Origin of the sequence: Pseudoflavonifractor phocaeensis (assembly GCF_016901735.1) — a bacterium.
Classification (GTDB): Bacteria; Bacillota; Clostridia; order Oscillospirales; family Oscillospiraceae; genus Pseudoflavonifractor_A.
Genome location: NZ_JACLZC010000038.1, coordinates 1 through 22,216, shown reverse-complemented (window position 1 = coordinate 22,216; position 22,216 = coordinate 1). Strand labels below are relative to the sequence as shown.

The following is a 22,216-nucleotide window of genomic DNA, read 5'->3' as shown; positions in this document are numbered from 1 at the left end:
ACCCGATTCCGGTGATGCGCTTACTGCTTCTTCCGATCCTTGACCAGTACGATGGGGTCTTTCAGGTCCTTGCGGTGGCTCTGCCGATAGAGCACGAACTTCGTGCCGATGACCTGCACCACCTCCGCCCGGGCCGCCTTGGCCAGCGCCTCCGCCGCCTCCCGGGCGGTAAGCATGGAATTTTCCAGCACCCGGCCCTTGATGAGCTCACGGGCCTCCAGGGCGTCGTTGACCTGCTTGACCAGGTTGTCGCCGATGCCGTCCTTCCCCACCTGCACGATGGTGTCGATGCCGTTGGCCAGTCCGCGCAGCTGGGCACGCTGCTTACTTGTCAGATCCAATGTAAAATCTCCTTTTCTTAAATTTTATCCTTTAATTTTTCCCGGAATGCGGCCAGCGCCTTTCCCCGGTGGGAAATGGCGTTCTTCTCCTCCGCCGTCAGCTGGGCAAAGGTCTTTTTTAACTCCGGCAGGAAGAAAATCGGGTCATACCCGAAGCCGTCCGTTCCCCGGGGCGCATAGGCCAGCGTGCCGGCGCACTCGCCCTGGGCCTCCACCTTTGTGCCGTCCGGGAAGCAGCAGCAGATGGCCGAGACGAATTTGCATCGCCGGTCCAGCTGCCCTCTCATGTTCTCCAGCAGCAGCCGGTACCGCCCCGCGTCGTCCAGGTCCGGTCCGCCGTACCGGGCCGAATAGACCCCCGGCGCGCCGTTGAGGGCGTCCACGCAAAGGCCGGAGTCGTCGGCCACGGCAGGCAGGCCCGCGGCCTCCATGACGGCGTGGGCTTTCAAATAGGCGTTTTCGGCAAAGGTGGTGCCGGTCTCCTCCACCTCCACATCCACGCCCACGTCGGCCTCGGACACCACTTCCACCCCCTGGGCGGACAGGATATCCCGCAGCTCTTTGAGCTTCTTCTCGTTCTTACTCGCCAGTACCAGCTTCATCTCAAAGCTCCCCCACAATGTCCTTCTGGAGCTTTTGCAGCTGGGCGATGCCGCCGGCGCACAGCTCCACCAGCTTGCGCTGCTCCTCGATGGTAAAGGGCCGGCCTTCGCCGGTGCCCTGAATCTCAATGAGGCGTCCCTGATCGTCCATCACGCAGTTCAGATCCACCTGGGCCGAGGAGTCCTCCTCATAGCACAGGTCCAGCAGCGGCTCCTCCCTCACGATGCCGGCGGACACCGCCGCCACATAGCCGGTGAGGGGCATCTTGTCCAGCTTGCCCTCCAGCATCAGCTTGCGGCAGGCCAGGGCCAGCGCCACGAAACCGCCGGTGATGGAGGCGGTACGGGTACCGCCGTCCCCCTGGAGCACGTCGCAGTCGATGGTGATGCTCCGCTCTCCCAAAGCGGCCATGTCCACCACCGCCCGGAGGGAACGGCCCACCAGGCGCTGGATCTCCGCCGAACGGGGGGAGAGCTTCAGCTTGGCCACGTCCCGCTTGGAGCGCTCCCGGTTGGCCCGGGGCAGCATGGAATACTCCGCCGTCACCCAACCCTCTCCCTCGGGCACATGGGGGGGCGTGCGGTCCTCCACGCTGGCGGTACACAGCACATGGGTGTTGCCGCAGCGGATGAGGCAGGAGCCCTCGGCAAATTTGTTGATATGGGGAATGATCTCCACCGGCCGCAGCTGGGCGGCGGTCCGTCCGTCAATACGGGGCATAATAACAGCCTTCCTTTCTGTGTCTCTCTGGAATGATGGACAAAATTACACGAATGCCTGGACAAAACGCTCCGCGTCAAAGGGCATGAGATCGTCGATCCCCTCGCCCACGCCCACGAACTTCACCGGCACCCCCAGCTCCTGGGCAATGGCGATGACGATGCCGCCCTTGGCCGAGCCGTCCAGCTTGGTGAGCACGATGCCGGTGATGCCCGCCACGTCGCTGAACTGCTTGGCCTGGATGAGGCCGTTTTGTCCGGTGGTGGCGTCCAGCACCAGCAGGGTCTCCCGGTCGGCGCCGGGCAGCTCCCGTTCCAGGATGCGGCTGATCTTGCCCAGCTCGTTCATCAGATTCTGCTTGTTGTGGAGCCGTCCGGCGGTGTCCACCAAAATTACGTCGGTATTGCGGGCCTTGGCGGCGGACAAAGCGTCAAACACCACCGCGGCCGGGTCGGCGCCCTCGTGCTGGCGCACCAGGTCCACTCCGCTCCGCTCCGACCAGATTTCCAGCTGATCGGCGGCGGCGGCCCGGAAGGTGTCGGCGGCGGCCATCATCACCCGCTTGCCCTCGCCCTTGAGCTGGGCGGCCAGCTTGCCGATGGTGGTGGTCTTGCCCACTCCGTTCACCCCGATGAACAGGGCCACAGACGGCCGGGTATCCAGCTTCAGCGCCGGATCGCCCACCTGTAAAAGCTCGGTGAGAATGGCCCGCAGGCAGGCCCGGCCCTCGCCGGCGTCCCGGATCTTCTCCGCCTTCACCCGGCGGCGCAGCTCCTCCACCGCCTCCATGGCCCGCTCGGCCCCCATGTCCGACAGAATCAGGGCCTCCTCCAGCTCGTCGTACAGGTCCTCCGTCATCTCGCCGGAAAAAAGCGTCTCAAAGGACCGGCCGATGTTCTCCTTGGTGCGGGTGAGTCCCGCCTTGATTTTGTCAAAAAAACCCATGTCTCCGTTTCCTTTCTCCGAAGGCCGAAACGCCTTCTTTTTATAGACGGCGGAAGGAGCGGAAAGTTCCCTCATGCTCCAAAAAATCGCCGGTTTTCTCAAGAAATCCCCAATTCCTCCTGTACATCGTTGAGATTGATGGTCAGGATGCGGCTCACGCCCTCCTCCTGCATGGTCACGCCGTAGAGGACGTCGGCCTCCTCCATGGTGCCCCGGCGGTGGGTGATGACGATGAACTGGGTGCTGCTGGCCATGCTGCGCATATAGCGGGCATAGCGGACCACGTTGGCGTCGTCCAGGGCCGCCTCGATCTCGTCCATGACGCAGAAGGGAGTGGGGCGCACCTTCAAAATGGCAAAGTAGAGGGCGATGGCCACAAAGGCCTTCTCACCGCCCGACAGCAGGGTCAGAATCTTTAAGGTCTTGCCCGGCGGCTGGACCCGGATCTCAATGCCGCAGTTGAGGATATCCTCCGGGTCCTCCAGCTCCAACGCGGCCCGTCCGCCGCCGAAGAGCTCCCGGAAGGTCTGCCCGAAGGCGGTGTTCAGCGCCTTGAACTGCTCGGCAAAGATCCGCTTCATCTCCTCGGTGAGCTGGGTGATGATGCCCGCCAGCTCTCCCTTGGACTTGCGCACGTCGTCCCGCTGGTCGGTGAGATAGGTATACCGCTCATTGACCCGCTCGAATTCCTCGATGGCGTCCAGGTTGATATTGCCCAGGCCGGAAATGGTCTTTTTCAGTTCGGCCACCCGGCGCTGGGCCTGGGGTACGCTCTCCAGGGGCAGGCGCTGGGCCTGGGCCGCCTCGTGGGTCAGCTCGTACCGCTCCCACAGCCGGTCCAGGATTCCCTTTTCCTCCTGGGCATTGGCGGCCCGCTTCTGCTCCAGGAAGGAGACCTCCCGTTCCAGCTGGAGGAGCTGGGTGTTTTTCTCCCGGCTCTCCCGATCGGCCTGGTTGCGCTTGCCCTCCAGGGCCAGCTTCTCCTCCCCCAGCCGGGTGATGGTCTCCTCCCGGCCCTGATTTTCCCGCCGGATGGCTGACAGGTCCTTCTCCTGCCGGCCGATCTCCTCTTGCAGCGCCGCCTCCTGTTCGGCACAGTCGGCCAGCAGACTGGCCCGATGGGCCCGGTCCCCCGCCAAGTCCTGCCGGAGGGTTTCCAGCTCGGCCACCGACTGGGCGGAGATCTGTTCCTCCGCCTCCAGGGCGGTGAGGCGCAGCTTCAGCTGCGCCATTTCCTCTTCCAGCGCGGCCGTTTTGGCCCGGACGGCGCTTTGGCCCGCCTCCTTGCCCTGGGCCTCGGCCTGGAAGGCGGCGACGGACCCTTCCAGCGCCTCGATCCGCGCCCGTACCCTTTCCGTGTCTCTCTCGGTCTGGGCGGCCCGCTCCACCAGCTTTTCCAGCTCTCCGCGGCGCTGCCGCTGGCCCTCTTCCAGCTCTGCCCGGCGGCGGCTCAGATTGCCCCGCCGCTCTTCCAGGGTACTGATCTCGCTCTCCCGTTCCCGCTGCTTTTCCCTGGCCGTCTCCAGCTCATAGCGGGCGGCGTTGGCCTCTCTGGCGGTCTGCTCGGCCTCCCGCACCGCCTGGCCCAGCCGCCGCTCCACCTCCTCCGCCTGGGTGCGCAGATGGGCCAGCTCATTGGCCCGGCTCAGAATGCCCGCCGAACGGCTGGAAGAGCCGCCGGTCATGGAGCCGCCGGGGTTGAGGACCTGACCGTCCAGGGTCACGATGCGGAAGCGGTGGCCATACTTGCGGGCCATGACAATGGCGCTGTCCATCTGGTCGGCGATCACCGTCCGGCCCAGCAGATTGGAAAAAATACGGCTGTACGCCGGGTCAAAGGTGATGAGGGCGTCCCCCATCCCCACAAAGCCCGGTTCTCCCTCCACGCCCCGGTCCCGAAAGTCCGCGGGCCGGATGGCGTCCATGGGCAGGAAGGTGGCACGGCCGCCCTCCCGGCGCTTGAGCCACAAAATGGCGCTTTTGCCGTCCTCCTCCCGCTCCACCACCAGATGCTGCATGGCGCCCCCCAAAGCGGTCTCAATGGCTACGGTATAGAGGTCCGGCACCTGCAAAAGCCCGGCCACCGGGCCCCGGACGCCCCGCAGGCGGCCCCGCTCGGCCTCCCCCATCACCAGCTTCACCGCCTTGGAGTAGCCCTCATAGACCTTTTCCATCTCGGCAAGCATGTGGATGCGGGTTTGCAGGCCGTTGGCCTCCATTTGCAGCTTCATCCGCCGGTCGGCGCTCTCCCGCTCCTTCTTCTCCCGGCTTTGAAGGCGCAGGGTGTAGCCCTGGATCACGTTGGTCAGGCTGTCCCGGTCCTCTTTCGCCTGTTCCAGAGCCGTTTCGGCCTTCCGCTCATCGTCCCGCGCCCCTTGCAGCTGGTTTTCCCCTTCGCCGATGTCCCAGCGCAGCGTGGCGTCCCGGTCCATCAGCTCCTGAGCCGCGGCGGCCAGGGCGGACAAAAGCGCCTTTTCCTCGGCGGCGGAGGCCCGCTCCTCCTCTGCCCGGCGGCGCAGCGCCTCCAGAGCCTCGGTGAGCACGCCGGCCTCTTCCGCCGCCTGTCGGTGGGCCTTTTCCCGGCCCGCAATCTCTTCCTTGACCGCCGTGCGCTCCCGGACGATCTCCTGCAGCCGGGCGCTTCGCTCGGCGATCTGGGCGGTCAGAGAGCCGTCCCGCTCCGCCTGCCGGTCCATCTCCCCTTGCAGCCGCCGGGCGTTCTCCCGGTTGTTGGCCACGTTGGTGTGGAGCACCGCGATGGCGCGCTCCAGCTGGCTGGCCTCTTCCTGACGCCGGGCCATCTCCTGACGGACCCGCTCGGCCTCGATCTCCTTCTCCCGCATCTGGACGGCATAGCCCTCGGCGGCGGCGTACATGGCCTCCTGGGCATTCCGGACCTCTTCCCGCTGGCGGATGGCCGCGTCACAGTCCGCCGCCGTCTTGACCGACACCGCCCGCAGCTTGTCCAGCTGCTCCAGCCACAGGGAGACCTCCAGCCCTCTCATCTCGTCCCGGCAGATCAAAAAGCGCTTGGCCTTCTCCGCCTGCTGGCGCAGCGGCTCCACCTGTAACTCCAGCTCGTCGATCTTGTCGCCGATGCGCAGCAGATTCTCCTCGGTCCGCTCCAGCCGGCGCTCCGCCTCCTCCTTCCGGTGGCGGTAGCGGGAAATGCCCGCCGCTTCCTCGAAGATCTCCCGGCGGTCGGCGCTCTTGACCGACAGAATCTCGTCGATCTTGCCCTGGCCGATGATGGAATATCCCTCCCGGCCCAGGCCGGTGTCCATAAAAAGCTCGTTTACGTCCTTGAGCCGCACGGTGCGGCGGTTGATATAATATTCACTTTCCCCAGAGCGGTAGTAGCGGCGGGTGACCATGACCTCGTCCTCGTCCAGGGCCAGGGCCCGGTCGGCGTTATCCAGTACCAGGGAGACCTCGGCAAAGCCCAGCTGACGGCGCTTGACCGTGCCGCCGAAAATCACGTCCTCCATCTTGCCGCCCCGCAGCGCCCGGGTGGACTGCTCGCCCATGACCCACCGCACCGCGTCGGACAGGTTGGATTTCCCCGACCCGTTGGGGCCCACGATGGCTGTGATGTCCTCCCCAAAGGTCAGGACCGTTTTGTCGGGAAAGGATTTGAACCCCTGGATCTCCAGCGCCTTTAGAAACAAACCGTACACCTCTCTTGTGATACCATGTGAATACTATATTATATCAACTGCCGCCGCCCTTTGCAAACCGTTTCTCCCAGAGCAGACCAATGGGGAACCGCGTCCACGGTCCCCCATCCATTTGACGCCCATACGCGTCCCATGTTTACTTGCCTTTCCCTTCCAGGGCGGCAATGGCTGCCCGGGCGGCGTTTTGTTCCGCCTCTTTTTTGCTGTGGCCCTGACCACGTCCCACAGTATTCCCGTTGAGTTCCACCTCCACGGCAAACACCTTGGCGTGGTCCGGACCGGAGGAGCCCACCAGACAGTAGCGCAGCACCTGCCCGCTCTCCCGCTGGACCAGCTCCTGGAGCGCGGTCTTATAGTCCCGGTTGCGGCCCCGCTCGGCCTCGGCGTCCAGAATGTAGGTCTGGATGATCTGCCGGGCCGGCGCAATGCCTCCGTCCAGGAAAACCGCCGCCAGCACCGCTTCCACCGCGTCAGCCTGGATGGACGGACGGGTCCGTCCTCCGCCGGCGTTCTCTCCCCGGCCCAGCTTCAAAAACTGGCCCAGTCCCCAGGCCTGCGCCACCTCCACCAGGCTCTCCTCGCACACCAGCGCCGCCCGCGTCCGGGTCAGATCCCCTTCCGGCAGGTCGGGGTGGGTCCGGTAGAGATAGTCCGCCGTCACCATACCCAAAATCGAGTCGCCCAGAAATTCCAGCCGCTCATTGCTCTGGGCGCCGGCGGCCCGGTTCTCGTTGGCATAAGAACTGTGGGTCAGCGCGTTGTCCAGCAGGGCGGGGTCCCGGAATGTGTACCCCAGCTTTTCCTCCAGTGCCTGCATCCGCTCTCCTCCTTGGTCTTTTACTCAAAGAAAAAGGCCCCGCCGGAGCGGGGCGCAGTTTTCCGGTCGATCCGAATTACTCCTCGTCCACCTTGGTCTTCAGGAAGTTCACGAAGTCGCCCACGGTGGTGATCTCGGACAGGCTCTCATCAGCCAGGCTCTCCAGGTTGAAGGCCTCCTCCACGGCGGTGGTCAGGTCAACCACGTCCAGGGAGTCAGCGCCCAGCTCCTCAAAGGAGGTCTCCATGGTGATGCTCTCGGCGTCCACGCCGAGCTGCTCGGACAGCAGGGAAACGATCTTTTCAAAAATCATGTCAATCTACTCCTATCTGGTCGTTCTTTCGGGAACGCATTCATTGCATAAACATAATAGGCAAGATATGGCTCCGTGTCAATAGGTCTTTTGAAATTTTTTTCCCGGGGGCAAAATTTTATGAACTCTGCCCCATGGCGCCGCTTATTTTTCCCGCTCTTCCGGGTGAATGCGCATATGATCCACGTTCTCCGCGATGTCCTCGATGATGCCGGAAGAGGCCACCTTGGCCGCCTGCCGGATGGCGCTGTGGATGGCGTGGGCGTCGGAGGAGCCGTGGGCCTTGATGACCGGCTTGGAGATACCGATAAAGGCGGTGCCGCCCACCTCCCCCGGGTCCATGATCTTCTTGAAGGCGCGCAGCCCGCCGGAGACCAGCACCGCCCCCAGCTTGGTCACCAGGTTCTTCTGAAAGACCTCTTTGAGCTTTTTGCCCAAAAAGCTGCCGGTACCCTCCATGGTTTTGAGGAAAATATTCCCCGAATAACCGTCGGCCACGATGACGTCCACCGCTCCCAGCACGGCCTCCTTGCTCTCCACGTTGCCCACAAAGTGGATGCGGCCCGACTTGTCCGCCTGCTCCAGCAGCTTGTAGGTCTCCCGCTGGAGGTCGGTGCCCTTGGAGGGCTCCGCGCCGATGTTCAAAAGCCCCACCCGAGGCTCCGGACGGCCCAGCACATGCTCGGCATAATAGGAGCCCATGAAGGCGAATTGCAGCAGATACTCCGGCGTACACTCCGCCGTGGCCCCCACATCCACCGCCACCGCGCCGCCGTTCCCCGTGGGGATCACCGGAGCCAGCGCCGCCCGGCGGATGCCCTTGATGCGTTTGATAATCAGTGTGGCCGCCGAGAGCAGGGCGCCGGTGCTGCCTGCCGACACAAAGGCGTCTCCCTTTCCGTCCCGCAGCAGATTGAGCCCCACGGTAAGAGAAGAGTTTTTCTTCTCCCGGAACGCCGTGGAGGGGTTGTCGCAGACCTCCACCACCTCGGAGGCGTGGACAATCTCCACGCCGGCGGGCGGCTCCTTGAGTCCTTCCTCCTGCATGACCGCCAGGATCTCCTCCCCGCGGCCCACCAGGATCACCTCCACGCCCAAATCCTTGACCGCGGCCAGCGCGCCTTTGACGTTGGATGAGGGCGCGTTGTCGCCGCCCATGGCGTCCACAATGATCTTCATAACGTCGCAATCCTTCTTTCTTGTTCTTTGGATATATTTTTTACCACGCCGCCCCGCTTTCTCGGGTCAGATCGAGGCGGCCCCTGTGGTCGCCCGCACGGCTGCGGGATACACAGCAGGCCGCCATAAAGGCCGGCCCCACCGGATATTCAGGTCTCCACCAGCGCCAGCGCCGACAGCGCCCGGCGGCTCAGCTCCGCGTTCTTGTTGCGCTTTCCGCGCCCCTTCACCTTATAGCCCAGGGGAGGAATGATGCCGAAATTCACGTTCATGGGCTGAAAGTCAACCACGCTCTCATCGCTGACATAGAGCGCCAGCGCGCCGATGGCGGTTTCCCGGGGAAAATCAGCCGGCTTTTTCCCCTCCAGACGGCGGGCCAGCTCAATGGCCGCCAGACAGCCCGAAGCCGTGGACTCCACATAGCCCTCCACGCCGGTGATCTGGCCGGCAAAGCAGATACGCGGCTCGGTACGCACCCGGTAATAGCGGTCCAGCAGCCGGGGCGAGTCCAGGTAGGTGTTGCGGTGCATTACGCCGTAGCGGACAAACTCCGCGTTTTTCAGCGCGGGAATCATGGAAAAGACCCGCCGCTGTTCAGGCCATTTCAAATGGGTCTGAAAGCCCACCAGGTTATAAATGCTTCCCTCGGCGTTGTCCCGCCGGAGCTGCACCACAGCGTAGGGCTCCTGACCGGTTTTGGGGTCCTTCAGTCCCCGGGGTTTTAGGGGGCCATAGCGCAGGGTGTCCACCCCCCGCCGGGCCATCACCTCCACCGGCATACAGCCCTCGAAAACGCCGCTGTCCTCAAAGCCGTGGACCGGCGCCTCCTCCGCCTGACAGAGCGCCTCCCAGAAAGCGGCGTACTCCTGGGCGGTGAGGGCACAGTTGATATAATCGGCGGTCCCCTTGTCGTACCGGGAGGCAAACCAGGCCTGCTCCATGTCCACGCTCTCAAAGGTCACCAGCGGCGCGGCGGCGTCGTAAAAATTTAGGCTGTGCTGCTGGGGATAGCGGGCCTGGATGTGGGCGCTGAGGGCGTCGGAGGTCAGCGGTCCCGAGGCCACCACCACCTGTCCCTCCTCGGGCAGAGCGGTGACCTCCCCTTCCACCACAGTGATGAGGGGATGGTTCCGGACAGTCTGGGTCACCGCCCGGGCAAAGCCGTGGCGGTCCACCGCCAGCGCGCCTCCCGCCTCCACCCGGTGGGTATCGGCACAGGCCAGGATCAGGGACCCCAGACAGCGCAGCTCCTCCTTCAAAAGTCCCACCGCGTTCTCCAGCTGGTCGGAGCGGAGGGAGTTGGAGCATACCAGCTCGGCAAACGCCTCGCTGTGGTGGGCGGGCGTCATCTTTGTGGGCTTCATCTCGTGGAGCACCACGGGGATGCCCCGCCGGGCCAGCTGCCAGGCGCATTCACACCCGGCCAGCCCCGCGCCGATTACGATCACTGGTTCCATACTTACCTCGCTTTTTCTGTCTCTCCGCTCACGCCTCCCCCTCCGGCTTGGAGGCGGTCTTTTTGGCGGTGGTTTTCCTGGTTTTTTTCTCCGCCGGCTTCTTCTCCGCCGCTTTTTTGGCGGTCTTTTTTTCGCCTGTCTTTTTTTCCGCAGTCTTTTTCGCCGCCGTTTTCTTGGCGGGCTTTTTCTCTTCCTCCGGCGGCGCGCCCTCGGCCGGCGTCTCCGCGGCGGCGGTCTTTTTCTTGTACCCCCTCTGGTCCTCCGGCAGGAAGTTGGGGCACTCCGGGTTGATGCAGAAGGGCTTCTTAAAGCCCCGGCCGGATTTTTTGAACAGGGTCTGCCCGCAGGAGGGACAGACCTCCTTCACCGGCACGTCCCAGGTCATGAAATCGCACTTGCGGGCCTCGTCCTTATTGGTATTATTCTCACAGCCGTAGTAGGCAAATCCCCGTTTGGAGGTCTTTTTCAAAATTTTACCCCCGCACTTGGGACATTTGCCCGGCATTTCGATGACGATGGGCTGGGTATGGTCGCACTCCGGCCAGCCGGGGCAGGCCAAAAACCGGCCGAACCGGCCCGACTTAAAGACCAGGTTCCGCCCGCACTTGGGACAGATCACGTCGGACACCTCGTCGGGCACCTTGATGCGCTCGGTGTCCTGCTCGGCGGTTTGGAGCTCCTGGGAAAAGCCGCCGTAAAAGCTGGACAGGATGTCCCGCCAGTTTTCCTTCCCCTCTTCCACCTCGTCCAGCCGCTCCTCCATGTTGGCGGTAAAGGCGGTATCCACGATATCGGGGAATTTCTCCTTCATCAGGTCGTTGACCACCTCGCCCAGAGGCGTGGTACGCAGATATTTCCCCTCCTTGACCACGTATTCCCGGTCCAGAATGGTGGAAATGGTGGGGGCATAGGTGGACGGCCGGCCGATCCCCTTCTCCTCCAGCGCCTTGATGAGGGTGGCTTCGGTATAACGGCTGGGCGGCTGGGTGAAGTGCTGCTCGGGGCTGGTCTTGTCCAGTCTGACCACTTCCCCCTCCTTCAGGTCGGGCAGGGGGGACTGAGGAGCCTCCTCGTCCTCGTCCTTGCCCTCCACATAGACCGCCATATAGCCGGAAAATTTCAGCGAGGCGTGGTTGGCGCGGAAATGATAGCCGGCGCTCTCCACGTCGATGGTCACGCTGTCATAGAGGGCGGAGGACATCTGACAGGCCAGAAAACGGCTCCAGATCAGCTTATAGAGCCGGTACTGCTCCTGGGTCAGATCCTTGCGCACCTGCTCCGGCGTCAGATTCACGTCAGAGGGACGAATGGCCTCATGGGCGTCCTGGGCGCCGGATTTCGTCTTATAATGCCGGGCCTTGCCGGGATAATAGCTCTCGCCGTAGCGCCCCAGAATAAAATCCCGGGCGGCGGCGGTGGCCTCGTCGGAGAGGCGGAGGGAGTCGGTTCTCATATAGGTGATGAGACCCACGGTACCCTCGCCGTCAATGTCCACGCCCTCATAGAGCTGCTGGGCGATGGACATGGTGCGCCTGGGGGTCATGTTCAGCTTTCGGCTGGCCTCCTGCTGGAGGGTGGAGGTGGTAAAGGGCGGGGCGGGATTGCGCTGCTTTTCCTGCCGCTTGACGCCGCGGACGGTAAAGGGCGCGTCCTTCACCGCGTCCACCACGGTCTGGACCTCCTCCCGGCTGTGGAGCTCCAGCTTTTTCTCCCGGCCGTAAAAAGCCGCCTTGAACCGGCCCAGATTGGGGGCGATGCGCTCCAGCTCCACATCCAGCGACCAGTATTCCTGGGGCACGAAGGCGCGGATCTCCCCTTCCCGCTCGGCCACCAGCCGGGTGGCCACCGACTGGACCCGTCCGGCGGACAGGCCCCGTCGAATCTTCTTCCACAGCAGCGGGGAGAGCTGATAGCCCACGATGCGGTCCAGAATGCGCCGGGCCTGCTGGGCGTCCACCAGGTTCTGGTCGATGGCCCTGGGCGCGGCGATGGAGTCATTTACCACCTTTTTGGTGATCTCGTTAAAGGTGACCCGGTAGGTCTTGTCGTCCGGGATGCCCAGCAGCTCCTTCAGATGCCAGGAAATGGCCTCTCCTTCCCGGTCCGGGTCGGTGGCCAGATAGACCCGTTCGCTCTTCTTGGCCGCCTTCTGGAGGTCCTCAATGACCTCCTCCTTCCCCTTGATGGGCTGATAGTCCGGCTGGAAACCGTGCTCCACGTCCACCCCCAGCTTGCTCTTGGGCAGGTCGCGGACATGGCCCATGGATGCCTTGACCTCATAGCCGGGACCCAGATATTTGCCGATGGTCTTGGCTTTGGCCGGTGACTCCACGATCACAAGATTGGTTTTCGCCACTGAATTCCTACCTCCTATATCCTGCGGCGTCCTCCGCCGCCTGGGGAGGTCGGTCCGCTCCTCTGGCGTCCGCCGGCCCTCCCCCTATGCCTTCCCTTGCTCCGCCGCCCGGAACCGGTTGCCCCGGACCGCCAACACCGCGCCCCGTACCTGCAGCAATGTCAGGGCCGACAGCACCTGACTGGCGGACAGTCTCGTCCGCTCCACCAGCTCGTCCGGACACAGGCTCTCCCCGTTCATGGCCGCCAACAGGGCCGTTTCCTCCTGGGTAACAGGCGTCGTATCATTTTGCAAGGTACTATAAGCGCTTTCCGGCTCCTTGTCAATCCTTTTGTCAGTCTCTTCCAGTTTCTCCGGCGGCGAAACGGGCTTCGGACGGCGTGGGCCGGAACGGCGCACCAACGCCGCGCTCTCCCGCTCCCGCCGCAGCCGGTCGGGATAAACCTGGCGGTAATCCTCCAGCACATCCTCCGCGTCGCACACCATTTTGGCCCCGCTCTGGATGAGGGCGTTGGCCCCGGCGCTGCGGATGGCGTCCACCGGACCGGGTACGGCAAAAACGTCCCGGTTCTCCTCCAGCGCCAGGCGGGCGGTAATCAGCGCGCCGCTGCGCTTACCCGCCTCGACCACCACCACGCCCTGGGCAAGTCCCGCCAGGATGCGGTTGCGGATGGGAAAATGCCAGCCTTCGGTGGGGGTGCCGGGGGGATATTCGCTGACCAGCGTACCGATCACGCCGATATCGGCAAACAGGCCCGCGCTGGAAGGGGGCCACACCACATCAATGCCGCCGCCCAGCACCGAGATCACCCGGCCGCCGGCCCGCAAAGCGCCCCGCAGGCCGGCGGAGTCGATGCCCTGGGCAATGCCGGACACCAGCACCACGCCCGCGCGGCTCAGCCGTCCCGTCAGATCGGCGGCCACCCGGCAGCCGTAATCGCTGGCCCGCCGGGCCCCTACCACCGCCACCGTTACCGCCTCGTCCACCCGCATGGGCTTCCCCTTCACATACAGCAGCGCGGGCGGCTCCCGGATCTGCCGCAGGCGTTCGGGATATTCCGCGTCCTGCATGGTGAGCAGCCGGATGTTCAGCCGGTCACACTGCTCCAAAATCTTGTCGGTGATGCCCAGATCCTTGTCGGCCAGGCTCTCCTTCAGCCCACGGGGCAGCCGCAGCAGGTCAAACTCCGCCCGGTCTGCAAAATAGACCCGCTCCGCCCCGCCAAACCGCTGGGCCAAAGCCGCCGCCTCCCCGGTACGCAGACCCGCCCGGGTGGTCAGCCACAGCCAATACTTCAAAGTCGCCATGGGAACGCCTCCCTTTCTCTCTATCCGGAGTGCGATGCCATAGAAAACGCTTCTCTATTTCTAATTCTCTACCGTGCCATTTCCCACAAAACCACCGACGCCGCCACCGCCGCGTTCAGCGACTCGCACCGGGTGCGCATGGGGATCTTCACCGTACCGGCGCAGCACGCCAGCGTCCGGTCGGACACCCCCCGTCCCTCGCTGCCGATGACCACCGCCGTCCCCCGCAGGGAGACGGCCCGCACATCGGCGGTGTCGTCCCGCAGGGCCGTGGCCCACAGGGAGATCCCGGCCTGGTCCAGACGGCCGGTCAGCTCGTCCAGCTCCGCCGCCCACACCGGCAGGCGGAAGCAGGCCCCCATGGAGGCGCGCACCGTTTTGGGTGAAAAAGGGTCCGCGCAGCCGGGCAGCAAAATAAGGGCGTCCGCCCCGAAGGCGTCGGCGGTGCGCCAGATGGTGCCCACATTGCCCGGGTCCTGCACCCCGTCCAGCACCAGATAAGAGCCGGCGGACAGCCGCTCAGGCAAGGCCGCCTCCGGCAACGGGCAGACCGCCAGCAGATGCTGGGGGGTCTCCACCGTGGAGAGATGGGCCATCAGCTCCGCGGGCACCTCCACCAGCCGGGTCTCCGGCCCCAGGCCCTCCGGCGGCCGGTGGCCCTCGGTATAGACGAGTACCTCCGGACTGCCCAGCCAGCGCAGCGCCTCCCCCACCAGTTTATCCCCTTCCACCAGAAAAGCGCCCTGCTTTTTGCGGTATTTCCGCTCCGCGCCCAGCCGGCGGATGTGGAGGACCAGCGGATTTTGCCGGCTGGTGATCCGTTCGGGCGCCGCCATCACAGATCGTGGAGCCGGTTGATATACTCCATCCGGCCCAGCACCACCACCAGACCGCCGGCAAGGGCGAAGTCGCCGCCAGGCGCGATGTTCAGTTCCTCATCCTCGCCCCGTACGGCAATGATGTTGACATGGTATTTGGCCCGCACGTTCAGCTCCGCCAGCGTCTTTCCCCGCCAACTTCTGGGGGTGTTCAGCTCCACGATGCCGTAATCCTCGGACAGCTCAATAAAGTTGAGAATATTGGAGCTGGACAGACCCTGCGCCAGTTTCAGGCCGGTCTCGTACTCGGGAAAAACCACCCGGTCGGCCCCGATCTTCTCCAGCACCTTGCGGTGCACATGGCTCTGGGCCTTACAGATGATCTGCTTGAGGCCCAGTTCCTTCAAATTGAGGGTGATCAGGGCGCTGTTGCCGATATCGTCGCCGGTGGCCACCACCGCGCAGTCGTAGTTGCGGGCGCCCAGGGCGCGCAGAACCGTGGCGTCCCGGGCGTCGCCCGTCACCGCATGGGTCACCTGATTGGCCACCCGCTGGATCTTCTCCGCATCGGTGTCCACCGCCAGCACCTCATGGCCCAGCGAACAAAGCTCCGTCGCCACGGCGGTGCCAAACCGCCCCAGACCAATTACGATAAATGTTTTCATAACGATTTACCTCCCTGACAAACGCCTTGCGCCTGTCCTTATCCGATCATAAATTCCACGCTGGGATAGCGGATCTTGGCCGTCTGCCGGTCCGCCGCAAAGGCAACCGACACCGAGAACACACCCACACGGCCCAGATACATGAAGAGAATCAAAATAGACTGTGAGAACCGGTGCAGGCCGGGCGTGATACCCGTGGTGACGCCCACGGTGCCCAGCGCCGACGCCGTCTCAAAGGCGCAGTCGATATAGGGCAGACCCTCCACCGTGGTGATGACAATGGACCCGGCCAGGAAAAGAAATACCATAACCAACGCCAGGCTCATGGCGCTCATCACCTTCTGCGTGGGGATGGATCTGCCCCGGAGCGTGACCTCCTCCCGTCCAAGGAGATTGGCCCGCAGAGCCAGCATCAGCACCGCCACCGTCACCGTCTTGATGCCGCCGGCAGTGGAGCCGGAGGAGCCGCCGATGAGCATGAGCACGGTGCTCACCGCCTTGGTCTCGTCGCTCAGTCCGCCCTGACCCAGCGCGTCAAATCCGGCGGTGCGCAGGGTGATGGACTGAAAGATGGAATTGAGCAGCTTCTGCCACAGGGGCATGTCCCCCAGGGTGGCGGGATTATTGTACTCCGCCGCCAGCACAAAGAGCATGCCGCCCAGAATGAGGCAGAAGGTCACCGTCAGCACCGTGCGGCTGTACAGGCTCAGCTTCTTCCAGCTTTTGGCCCGGATCACGTCTTCCCACACGAAAAAGCCCAGTCCGCCGATGACGATCAGCCCGCCGGTGGTGAGCAGCACCACCGGGTCGTCATTGAGTCCCGCCAGACTGCTGAAGGCGCCGTACTTCTCGCCCACCACGTCAAAGCCGCCGTTGCAGAAGGCCGACACCGCGTGAAAAATGCTGGCCCAGATGCCTTCCGCCAGACCCAGCTTTGGAATGAACCGGGTGGCCAGCAGCGCCGCGCCGATGCCCTCAATGATAAAGGTGCCCATCAGCGCGTGGCGCACCACCCGCACCACGCCCTCCATGTCGTTGAGGTTCAGGGTGCTCACCATCACCAGGCGCTCCGAAAGTCCGATCCGCCGGTGAAGGGCTAAAGAAAATATCGTAATAATGGTCATCAGACCCAGACCGCCGATTTGCAGCATACACAAAATAACAAACTGCCCGAACAGGCTCCAGTGCACCCCTGTATCCACCAGAATCAGACCGGTAACGCAGGTGCTGGAGGTGGCAGTGAAGAGGCCGGTAAAGAATCCGGCGCTCTGCATATCCTTCGACGCAATGGGAAGGGTCAGCAAAAGCGCGCCCAGCAGGATGATCCCCGCAAAGGAGAGGGCCACGATCCGGGTGGCGTTCAAACCGCGCCGCGCGGCAAACCGTTCCCGCAGACGCAAGAGCAAATTTCCGTCCAAAGCACAAAGCTCCTTTCACACACGATCCGCCCTCCCCGCCCTGCTCCGATGGAGAAAGGCATACCGATGGAACGTATTCCGTCAGTATGCCTTTCCGGAAACAGTGGGCGGAAAGGCCGCCGTTTCATTCTCTTTTCAGGGCAGAGGGAACCATGGCAAAGGGGACGCCCGCGTCCTTCCGCACCGCGGCCAAAACAGGGTTCCTGACCATGCGTACCGCCTCTTTTCTGCCTGAATGCTTCCTCATGCGGATCCATACGCTGGTTAGTATAACATAGGAAATTCAGATATTCAAGACGGTTCAGACACACAGCCACGCCACCTGCCGCGCCTCCCACCGCTCCGGCGGCGTAAGGCGCTCCAGCATCCGCTCCACTGTCTGCCGGGGTACCTCCGCTTTCCTCTCCCCGTTGCGGCGCAGACCCTCTTCCCACCCCGTCTCCAGAAAAACGATGCGTACCGCCGCCCCGTAGCGCTCACAGAGCGACACCACCTTTTCCCGCAGCGCCGGCGTCAGACTGGTGGTGTTCCACACAAAGGGCTCCTTCCGGCGCAGGTAGGAACGGGCCAGCTCCTGCGCCGCCGCGGCCACGGCGCTTTGGTCTCCCTTGGCGCTCTGTCCCAGCTGGGCCCGCAGCACGTCCAGCGACACCACCGGCAGCGCCGGACAGTTCCGGCTGATCCAGGTGTCCTTCCCGGTACCCGGCAGACCGCTCAGCAAAATCACCTCGCCCCAGCTCCGGTCATAGGGATCGTCCCCCGCCCAGGACAGGCGGCCCGCGAAATACGCCCGCTGGGCATAGGGCGAGGCAAAGACGCCCGGCGCGGAAAAACAGCCCTGCTCTTGGGCCAGCAGGGCTGTCAGTTCCACCTGTTCCAGCAGCCGTTCCCGGTCCTCCGCCACCCGCCCCAGCAGATCCGCCTTGGCCAGCAGACAGAGCAGGGACAGCCGGAAACCGGGGATCAGCGCTCCATTGGCCGCGATGCGGCGCAGACGGGTTTTTTCCTCCTCCTTCCAGAGATGGACCGGCGCGGTGTGGTAGCGGACAAGTTGACACACCGTCTCCCGGAGCCGCTGCTTTTCCGCCGTTCCCGCCAGATCCAGTTCCCGCCAGAGCAGCGCCCGGGCCAGATTGGCCCCCACCGCGCCGTGATGGGGAGAGGTCAGACATCCCTCCTCCAGGCGGGTGCAGCGGGTCTTACCCACGTCGTGGAGGAGGGCCGCCAGGAAAAGCGCCAGCCGGTCCGCCTCCGCCAGCGTCCGGAATTCCTCCAGCGACGCCAGCGCCTCGCAGACCATCCGGGTGTGGGTCCATACGTCCCCCTCTCCGTGCCAGCGCTTCTCCTGGGCCGCAGACTTCATCTCCGCCGCCAGCGGCGCCAACGGGCTCTCCCTTTCCAGGTACGCCCAGTCGATCCGCCAGTCCGGGCCGGTGGGAAAGGCCCGGAACAGCCCTTCACAGCTCTCCATTACGTTTTCTCCTCTTCCAGCGTAGGGGCGAACAGCCGCTCAACAGGGATGGACAGCAGGTTGGGGATGATGGGGCGGTCCAGCCAGTGGCTGCCGCTCTGATCCACGCATTGGGAAAAGGACGCCCGCACATATTTGAGCCGGCGCTTGACCTGCCCGTCCTCCTCCACCTTGAGGTAAAGCCCCTCCATCCGGGTGCTGGGGTCGGTCTCCCGAATGGGCCGCTCCGGGTCCACGCCCGCCCGTCGGCAGGCCTCCCGCAGAGACGCCTGATGATCCGCCGTAATATACCGGGAAGGTCCCAGCAGCGCCAGAAGGTCCTCCAGCCGGCTGAATCTCCCCTGGGCCAATACCGGGGCCGAGACCACCGGCAGTCCCGCCAGCAGCTTCTGCCGGGACGGCGTATCCAAAAAGCAGTCCTGTTCCCGATCCAGCACATCAAATTCCACAAAATAGTGGGGAAGCGCGTCATAAAAAACCGTGTGCTTGGCGTACATCCACTCGCCGTACATAATGTACCGGCTGCCCAGCACCGCATAAAGCGCCTCCTGCTGGACGCCCGCCCACTGCTTGAGCATGGCGTAATGCCGCTCCCGATAGCCGCCGGTCAGATAGTGGCCCCGGCTCTGGATGCGCAGTTCTCCCTCCGGCGTAAAGGAAATGGCCGTATTGGCTCCGTCACACTTCTCCTCCACCGCCAGAGGACAGCCGGCGATCTCCGAAAAGGGGATCTGGGACAGGTCCTCGTCCCCCGGCTGAAGCCGCGACCCCTCCAGATGGGGGGTGCGGGGATATTTTATGATCTGTTCCATGATACTCGACTCCTCTCCCATTGACGTTTCGCTTCCAGGAAGCGCGCCACATAGGCCGCTTCCACATCTCCCATGGCGTTGTGGGCCTCCTTAAAATAACTGCCCACAATAGCCCCGTCTCCCACTTCAAAGGTCTCGGGCACCGTCTCCACCGTGCAGCCGGCCCCTACCACCATGGGAAAGTCCCCCAGGGTCTTGCGGAAGCGCCGCATCTTTTCCACAGGGGTGCCGATACCGGTGCCGGTACCGGTCACCACAACGGCGTCGCAGCGCTCCATCCCCAGGCGCAGGTCCTCTTCCTCCGTCCGGCCCGAGCAGACGGGCTGATACTTGAAGCGTACCCCGCCCAATACCGCCCCGTCGAAGGTTTTCCGCAGCTGGGCCAGCTTCCGGGCAAACAGATCGTCCTGAAAGGGCGCCAGATGGCCGCAGACCGAATCCAGCTGGAGAAAGGCGGCGCCGTACTCCCGGGCCAGGCGGAAGCCCAGGTCCATATCCCCCAAAATGTTCACACCGTAGCACAGGGCGCCGCTCTGACGGCTCAGCCAGTCCAGCACCTGCCGGCAATCCTCCGCCGAGCCGAAATAATTTTCCACCAGCACCGCGTCCACGCCGCGGCTCAGATAGAGCTCCGTCTCCTCCTTGGCCCGCTCCAGCGGGCTTTTTCTGGCGTCGCCCTTCATGTGCAGCATGGCGATCACCGGCTTACGATAACCAAATACCTCATAATATCTCATCATTTTTTACACTCCTATCTTCGCCGCCAAAAATAAATGGCCCAATACGCCGTCAAAGTGCAGCTTGGTACATCCCGCCTGACGGAAAAGCTCCGTCAGCCGCTCCTTGGTCAGGAGGTGGATGTGCTCCGGGTTGTCGTCCGGCTTGGACGGCACGGTGACCACCACATAGCGTCTGGCCATCCGCACCGCCGCCCGTACCGCCCGCTCCACATCCGGGATATGCTCCAGCACCTCCAGCAGGGTGACCACATCAAAGCGCCCGTCGGGGAAGGGCTGGAGGCACAGATCAGCCTGCGCCGCCGTCAGCCGGGTCACCCCGCCCCGGTGCAGATCGTCCATCAGCGCCACCCGGTGGGGCAGCAGGTCAATGGAGGTCACCTCCACCCAGGGAAAGGCCCTCAAAAACGGAAAGAGAAACACCCCTCTCCCGCTGCCCACGTCCAGCAGATTTTCCGGCTGCACGGACCGCAGAAAGCCCATGACCTTTTTTACCCGGGGCATTTCCTCGTGTCCCCGCTTGAAGGTATACAGCTTGCCGCTCAGCGCTTCAAAACAGGCGGGGAGGCGGGCCAGATCCTCCTCTGTCAGCGGCGCGCCCGCTCTCAGGCGGGCCGGCAGGATGTCCTCCCGCCCCAATCGGGCGGCACGGCCCCGCAGAAAGGCCGCCGCCAGCGTCAGATCATAGGCCCGCTCCATCGTTCATTCCTCCTTATTTCTCCATGGCTTCCAGCAGCTCCGCCCGGACCTGCATCAAAATCTTGCCCAGGTGGTTTTCACCCCGCCGGCTGCGCAGGTCCATACCCCAGAAGGTGTCTCCCCACTTGTTGCCCTCCATGAGCACCTTGTCGCCGGTCTCCAGCAGACGCCCGGCCAGGTCGGGGTTCTGGGTGAACTTGGCCCGCACCACGTCCAGCATGACCGTCAGTTTGACCGCCTCCCAGTCCGCCCGCAGGGGGACCCGGCGGCCGATGCCCTTGGCCTTGGCGGGGATCATCTCGCAGAACTGGACCTGCACCTCCGGGTCCAGGCATTTCTGGGCCTGGAACGCGGCCTCCGCGTTCTGATAGGTCAGACCCTGATACCGGATCACAGAGGGATAGAAGTTGCTCAGGAAGCGGTAATCCTCCCGGAACTCGTCAATGCAGTCTCCCAGTCCGTAATAGCCGTTCTTTTCCAGAATGGACCACACCTCAGGCCGCAGCCAAGCGCGGACGCTGTTATCCTTGGCCCGCAGTCCGCTGCGCAGCGCCGAGGAGCTGATCTCAGACAGGCCCTCCGGCGCCTGGAAGGTGTGGAACGCATCCCGATGCGCCCGGAGGAAGTCGTTGCCCTCCAGAACCTTCTCCAGAGGCGGCTGGCCCCGCTGGACCACCAGGAAGTCAAAACGCTCCACAAATGCCTCGATCTCATACCAGCGCGGCACGACGTACAGTTTGTCCATTCCCATCAGGAAGAAGAGCTTCACGTCGGGCAGCTTCTCCTGAATGAGACACATGGTCTCAAAGGTACGGCAGTCTGCCTGCATCTCGCTCTCATCCACCCGCAGGCGGGGATCTCCGGCACAGATGGCATGCAGCATCTCCAGCCTGAGCCGGTCCTCCATGACCCAGTGCCGCTCTTTCTTCTTCAGTTTCTTGGCCACATAGGGCTGGGACGCCGGGGCAAAGATCCCGTAGTCCGCGCCGATGGCCTCCACCGCCGCCTTGAGCAGCTGCTCATGGGCAATGGTGGGCGGGTTGAAGGAACCGCCCATAACGACCGCTTTTTTCTGTTTCATCACGTTTTTCCCTCCTTTGTAGTCTATTTGACTGAAACGGATGAATTTCGCTCTTATCACGCGGCGGACCGCATGATATCGAAAAACGGGTGGACCGGCCCTTTCTCGGCTGATCCACCCGTATGGTAACACAGCCCTCAGGCTGCGCTTGTACTTTTTTTCCTCCGTCCAGCGGCTTTATAACGGGGATTGGCACAGAATTGGCTCAGGGCAAAAGCGCCCCATGAAGAGAAACGCCTATATGGATACTGCTGGGATCGGCAAGCAGATTGATGTAAAAGTGAGTATAGCATAAGCCGGAAAGATGTTCAAGTCAACGATTTTTTTGCGGCAAAATCCAGTTACGATCGATGAGAATCCGACCGCTCTTGTCTCTGTGAATATCAAGAAAAGATATGATCCCCCAGAATGTGAGCGGGGCCGGAAACATATTCCTGCCCCACCCGCACCGCATCATTGTTTCAGAGCCCGGTACAGGAACGTGACGATCTGAGCGCGGGTGCAGTCCGCGTCCGGACGGAAGGCATTTGCGCCGGTACCGGTGGTAACGCCGCTCTGCGCCGCCCACTGGACCGCGTCGTAGTAATAGGTATCCTCGGGCACATCGGCAAAGAAGGTCTTTTCCGTGGCGGGACTTCCGCCATAGCGGTAAAGGAAAGTCACCACCTGACTGCGGGTACACACTGCGTCCGGGCTGAGGGTGTCAGGTCTGGTGCCTGTTGTGATGCCGTTCTCCACCGCCCACAGCACGGCCTGGCAGTAGTAGTCGCTCTCCTTCACATCGCAGAAGGGGTGGGAG

General features: G+C 63.5%; 20 protein-coding genes. All 20 read right to left on the bottom strand.

What is annotated here, in order from left to right:
• Window positions 1-20 precede the first annotated feature (20 nt).
• A complete protein-coding gene (yhbY, locus tag H7U37_RS09345) occupies window positions 21-341 on the bottom strand; it encodes a ribosome assembly RNA-binding protein YhbY (protein ID WP_204875378.1) in 321 nt (106 codons plus the stop codon).
• Between the two features lie 17 nt (window positions 342-358).
• Window positions 359-943 carry an XTP/dITP diphosphatase gene (locus H7U37_RS09340; protein WP_204875377.1) on the bottom strand — a complete coding sequence of 195 codons (585 nt, stop codon included), beginning with the start codon at window positions 941-943 and terminating at the stop codon, window positions 359-361.
• A gap of 1 nt (window position 944) precedes the next feature.
• Complete coding sequence (rph, locus tag H7U37_RS09335; protein ID WP_204875376.1) at window positions 945-1,664, bottom strand: ribonuclease PH; 720 nt, start codon at window positions 1,662-1,664, stop codon at window positions 945-947.
• A 45-nt stretch (window positions 1,665-1,709) separates the two neighbouring features.
• Window positions 1,710-2,609, bottom strand: coding sequence for a signal recognition particle-docking protein FtsY (gene ftsY / locus H7U37_RS09330; RefSeq protein WP_207751987.1), 900 nt, complete (start codon window positions 2,607-2,609; stop codon window positions 1,710-1,712).
• Window positions 2,610-2,707: 98 nt separating this feature from the next.
• Window positions 2,708-6,286 carry a chromosome segregation protein SMC gene (smc, locus tag H7U37_RS09325; protein WP_204875374.1) on the bottom strand — a complete coding sequence of 1,193 codons (3,579 nt, stop codon included), beginning with the start codon at window positions 6,284-6,286 and terminating at the stop codon, window positions 2,708-2,710.
• A 136-nt stretch (window positions 6,287-6,422) separates the two neighbouring features.
• Window positions 6,423-7,103 (bottom strand): ribonuclease III, encoded by a 681-nt coding sequence (rnc, locus tag H7U37_RS09320; protein WP_204875373.1) that lies wholly within the window; start codon window positions 7,101-7,103, stop codon window positions 6,423-6,425.
• Window positions 7,104-7,179: 76 nt separating this feature from the next.
• The gene (locus H7U37_RS09315; RefSeq protein WP_204875372.1) at window positions 7,180-7,416 is read right to left on the bottom strand and encodes an acyl carrier protein; all 237 of its coding nucleotides are present in this window, start codon (window positions 7,414-7,416) and stop codon (window positions 7,180-7,182) included.
• Between the two features lie 144 nt (window positions 7,417-7,560).
• Window positions 7,561-8,595, bottom strand: a complete 1,035-nt coding sequence (gene plsX, locus H7U37_RS09310) for a phosphate acyltransferase PlsX (RefSeq protein ID WP_204875371.1) — start codon at window positions 8,593-8,595, stop codon at window positions 7,561-7,563.
• 149 nt (window positions 8,596-8,744) lie between these two features.
• Complete coding sequence (gene trmFO, locus H7U37_RS09305; RefSeq protein WP_204875370.1) at window positions 8,745-10,052, bottom strand: methylenetetrahydrofolate--tRNA-(uracil(54)-C(5))-methyltransferase (FADH(2)-oxidizing) TrmFO; 1,308 nt, start codon at window positions 10,050-10,052, stop codon at window positions 8,745-8,747.
• 28 nt (window positions 10,053-10,080) lie between these two features.
• A complete protein-coding gene (gene topA / locus H7U37_RS09300) occupies window positions 10,081-12,408 on the bottom strand; it encodes a type I DNA topoisomerase (protein WP_204875369.1) in 2,328 nt (775 codons plus the stop codon).
• A gap of 84 nt (window positions 12,409-12,492) precedes the next feature.
• Window positions 12,493-13,716: a DNA-processing protein DprA gene (gene dprA / locus H7U37_RS09295; protein WP_204875368.1), complete on the bottom strand. Its 1,224-nt coding sequence runs from the start codon at window positions 13,714-13,716 to the stop codon at window positions 12,493-12,495.
• Between the two features lie 68 nt (window positions 13,717-13,784).
• Window positions 13,785-14,552, bottom strand: coding sequence for a TrmH family RNA methyltransferase (locus tag H7U37_RS09290; protein ID WP_204875365.1), 768 nt, complete (start codon window positions 14,550-14,552; stop codon window positions 13,785-13,787).
• Window positions 14,552-15,199: a potassium channel family protein gene (locus H7U37_RS09285; protein WP_204875363.1), complete on the bottom strand. Its 648-nt coding sequence runs from the start codon at window positions 15,197-15,199 to the stop codon at window positions 14,552-14,554. The genes H7U37_RS09290 and H7U37_RS09285 overlap by 1 nt, the downstream gene beginning before the upstream one ends.
• Before the next feature lie 38 nt (window positions 15,200-15,237).
• Window positions 15,238-16,617, bottom strand: a complete 1,380-nt coding sequence (locus H7U37_RS09280; RefSeq protein WP_243414287.1) for a TrkH family potassium uptake protein — start codon at window positions 16,615-16,617, stop codon at window positions 15,238-15,240.
• A gap of 301 nt (window positions 16,618-16,918) precedes the next feature.
• The gene (locus H7U37_RS09275; protein ID WP_204875353.1) at window positions 16,919-18,088 is read right to left on the bottom strand and encodes an ATP-binding protein; all 1,170 of its coding nucleotides are present in this window, start codon (window positions 18,086-18,088) and stop codon (window positions 16,919-16,921) included.
• The gene (locus H7U37_RS09270; RefSeq protein WP_243413545.1) at window positions 18,088-18,900 is read right to left on the bottom strand and encodes an RNA ligase family protein; all 813 of its coding nucleotides are present in this window, start codon (window positions 18,898-18,900) and stop codon (window positions 18,088-18,090) included. Before H7U37_RS09270 ends, H7U37_RS09275 begins: the two co-directional genes overlap by 1 nt.
• On the bottom strand, window positions 18,885-19,640 hold the full coding sequence (locus H7U37_RS09265) for a BtpA/SgcQ family protein (RefSeq protein WP_204875352.1): 756 nt from the start codon (window positions 19,638-19,640) through the stop codon (window positions 18,885-18,887). The genes H7U37_RS09270 and H7U37_RS09265 overlap by 16 nt, the downstream gene beginning before the upstream one ends.
• A 3-nt stretch (window positions 19,641-19,643) precedes the next feature.
• A complete protein-coding gene (locus H7U37_RS09260) occupies window positions 19,644-20,336 on the bottom strand; it encodes a class I SAM-dependent methyltransferase (RefSeq protein WP_204875350.1) in 693 nt (230 codons plus the stop codon).
• Window positions 20,337-20,349: 13 nt separating this feature from the next.
• Window positions 20,350-21,417 (bottom strand): NADAR domain-containing protein, encoded by a 1,068-nt coding sequence (locus H7U37_RS09255; protein WP_204875348.1) that lies wholly within the window; start codon window positions 21,415-21,417, stop codon window positions 20,350-20,352.
• 453 nt (window positions 21,418-21,870) lie between these two features.
• Window positions 21,871-22,216, bottom strand: a 346-nt coding sequence (locus H7U37_RS09250) for an S-layer homology domain-containing protein (protein ID WP_204875346.1), incomplete at its 5' end; no start/stop codon positions are given.

What these genes read in the sequence shown, in the direction of transcription:
- rnc (WP_204875373.1), bottom strand. Translation starts at nt 7,103, where the DNA reads ATGCAGGCACTGGAGGAAAAGCTGGGGTACACATTCCGGGACCCCGCC.
- H7U37_RS09315 (WP_204875372.1), bottom strand. Translation starts at nt 7,416, where the DNA reads ATGATTTTTGAAAAGATCGTTTCCCTGCTGTCCGAGCAGCTCGGCGTG.
- dprA (WP_204875368.1), bottom strand. Translation starts at nt 13,716, where the DNA reads ATGGCGACTTTGAAGTATTGGCTGTGGCTGACCACCCGGGCGGGTCTG.
- H7U37_RS09275 (WP_204875353.1), bottom strand. Translation starts at nt 18,088, where the DNA reads ATGGAGAGCTGTGAAGGGCTGTTCCGGGCCTTTCCCACCGGCCCGGAC.
- H7U37_RS09260 (WP_204875350.1), bottom strand. Translation starts at nt 20,336, where the DNA reads ATGGAGCGGGCCTATGATCTGACGCTGGCGGCGGCCTTTCTGCGGGGC.
- rph (WP_204875376.1), bottom strand. Translation starts at nt 1,664, where the DNA reads ATGCCCCGTATTGACGGACGGACCGCCGCCCAGCTGCGGCCGGTGGAG.
- H7U37_RS09285 (WP_204875363.1), bottom strand. Translation starts at nt 15,199, where the DNA reads ATGAAAACATTTATCGTAATTGGTCTGGGGCGGTTTGGCACCGCCGTG.
- H7U37_RS09290 (WP_204875365.1), bottom strand. Translation starts at nt 14,552, where the DNA reads ATGGCGGCGCCCGAACGGATCACCAGCCGGCAAAATCCGCTGGTCCTC.
- H7U37_RS09255 (WP_204875348.1), bottom strand. Translation starts at nt 21,417, where the DNA reads ATGAAACAGAAAAAAGCGGTCGTTATGGGCGGTTCCTTCAACCCGCCC.
- H7U37_RS09270 (WP_243413545.1), bottom strand. Translation starts at nt 18,900, where the DNA reads ATGGAACAGATCATAAAATATCCCCGCACCCCCCATCTGGAGGGGTCG.
- H7U37_RS09340 (WP_204875377.1), bottom strand. Translation starts at nt 943, where the DNA reads ATGAAGCTGGTACTGGCGAGTAAGAACGAGAAGAAGCTCAAAGAGCTG.
- plsX (WP_204875371.1), bottom strand. Translation starts at nt 8,595, where the DNA reads ATGAAGATCATTGTGGACGCCATGGGCGGCGACAACGCGCCCTCATCC.
- H7U37_RS09265 (WP_204875352.1), bottom strand. Translation starts at nt 19,640, where the DNA reads ATGATGAGATATTATGAGGTATTTGGTTATCGTAAGCCGGTGATCGCC.
- trmFO (WP_204875370.1), bottom strand. Translation starts at nt 10,052, where the DNA reads ATGGAACCAGTGATCGTAATCGGCGCGGGGCTGGCCGGGTGTGAATGC.
- ftsY (WP_207751987.1), bottom strand. Translation starts at nt 2,609, where the DNA reads ATGGGTTTTTTTGACAAAATCAAGGCGGGACTCACCCGCACCAAGGAG.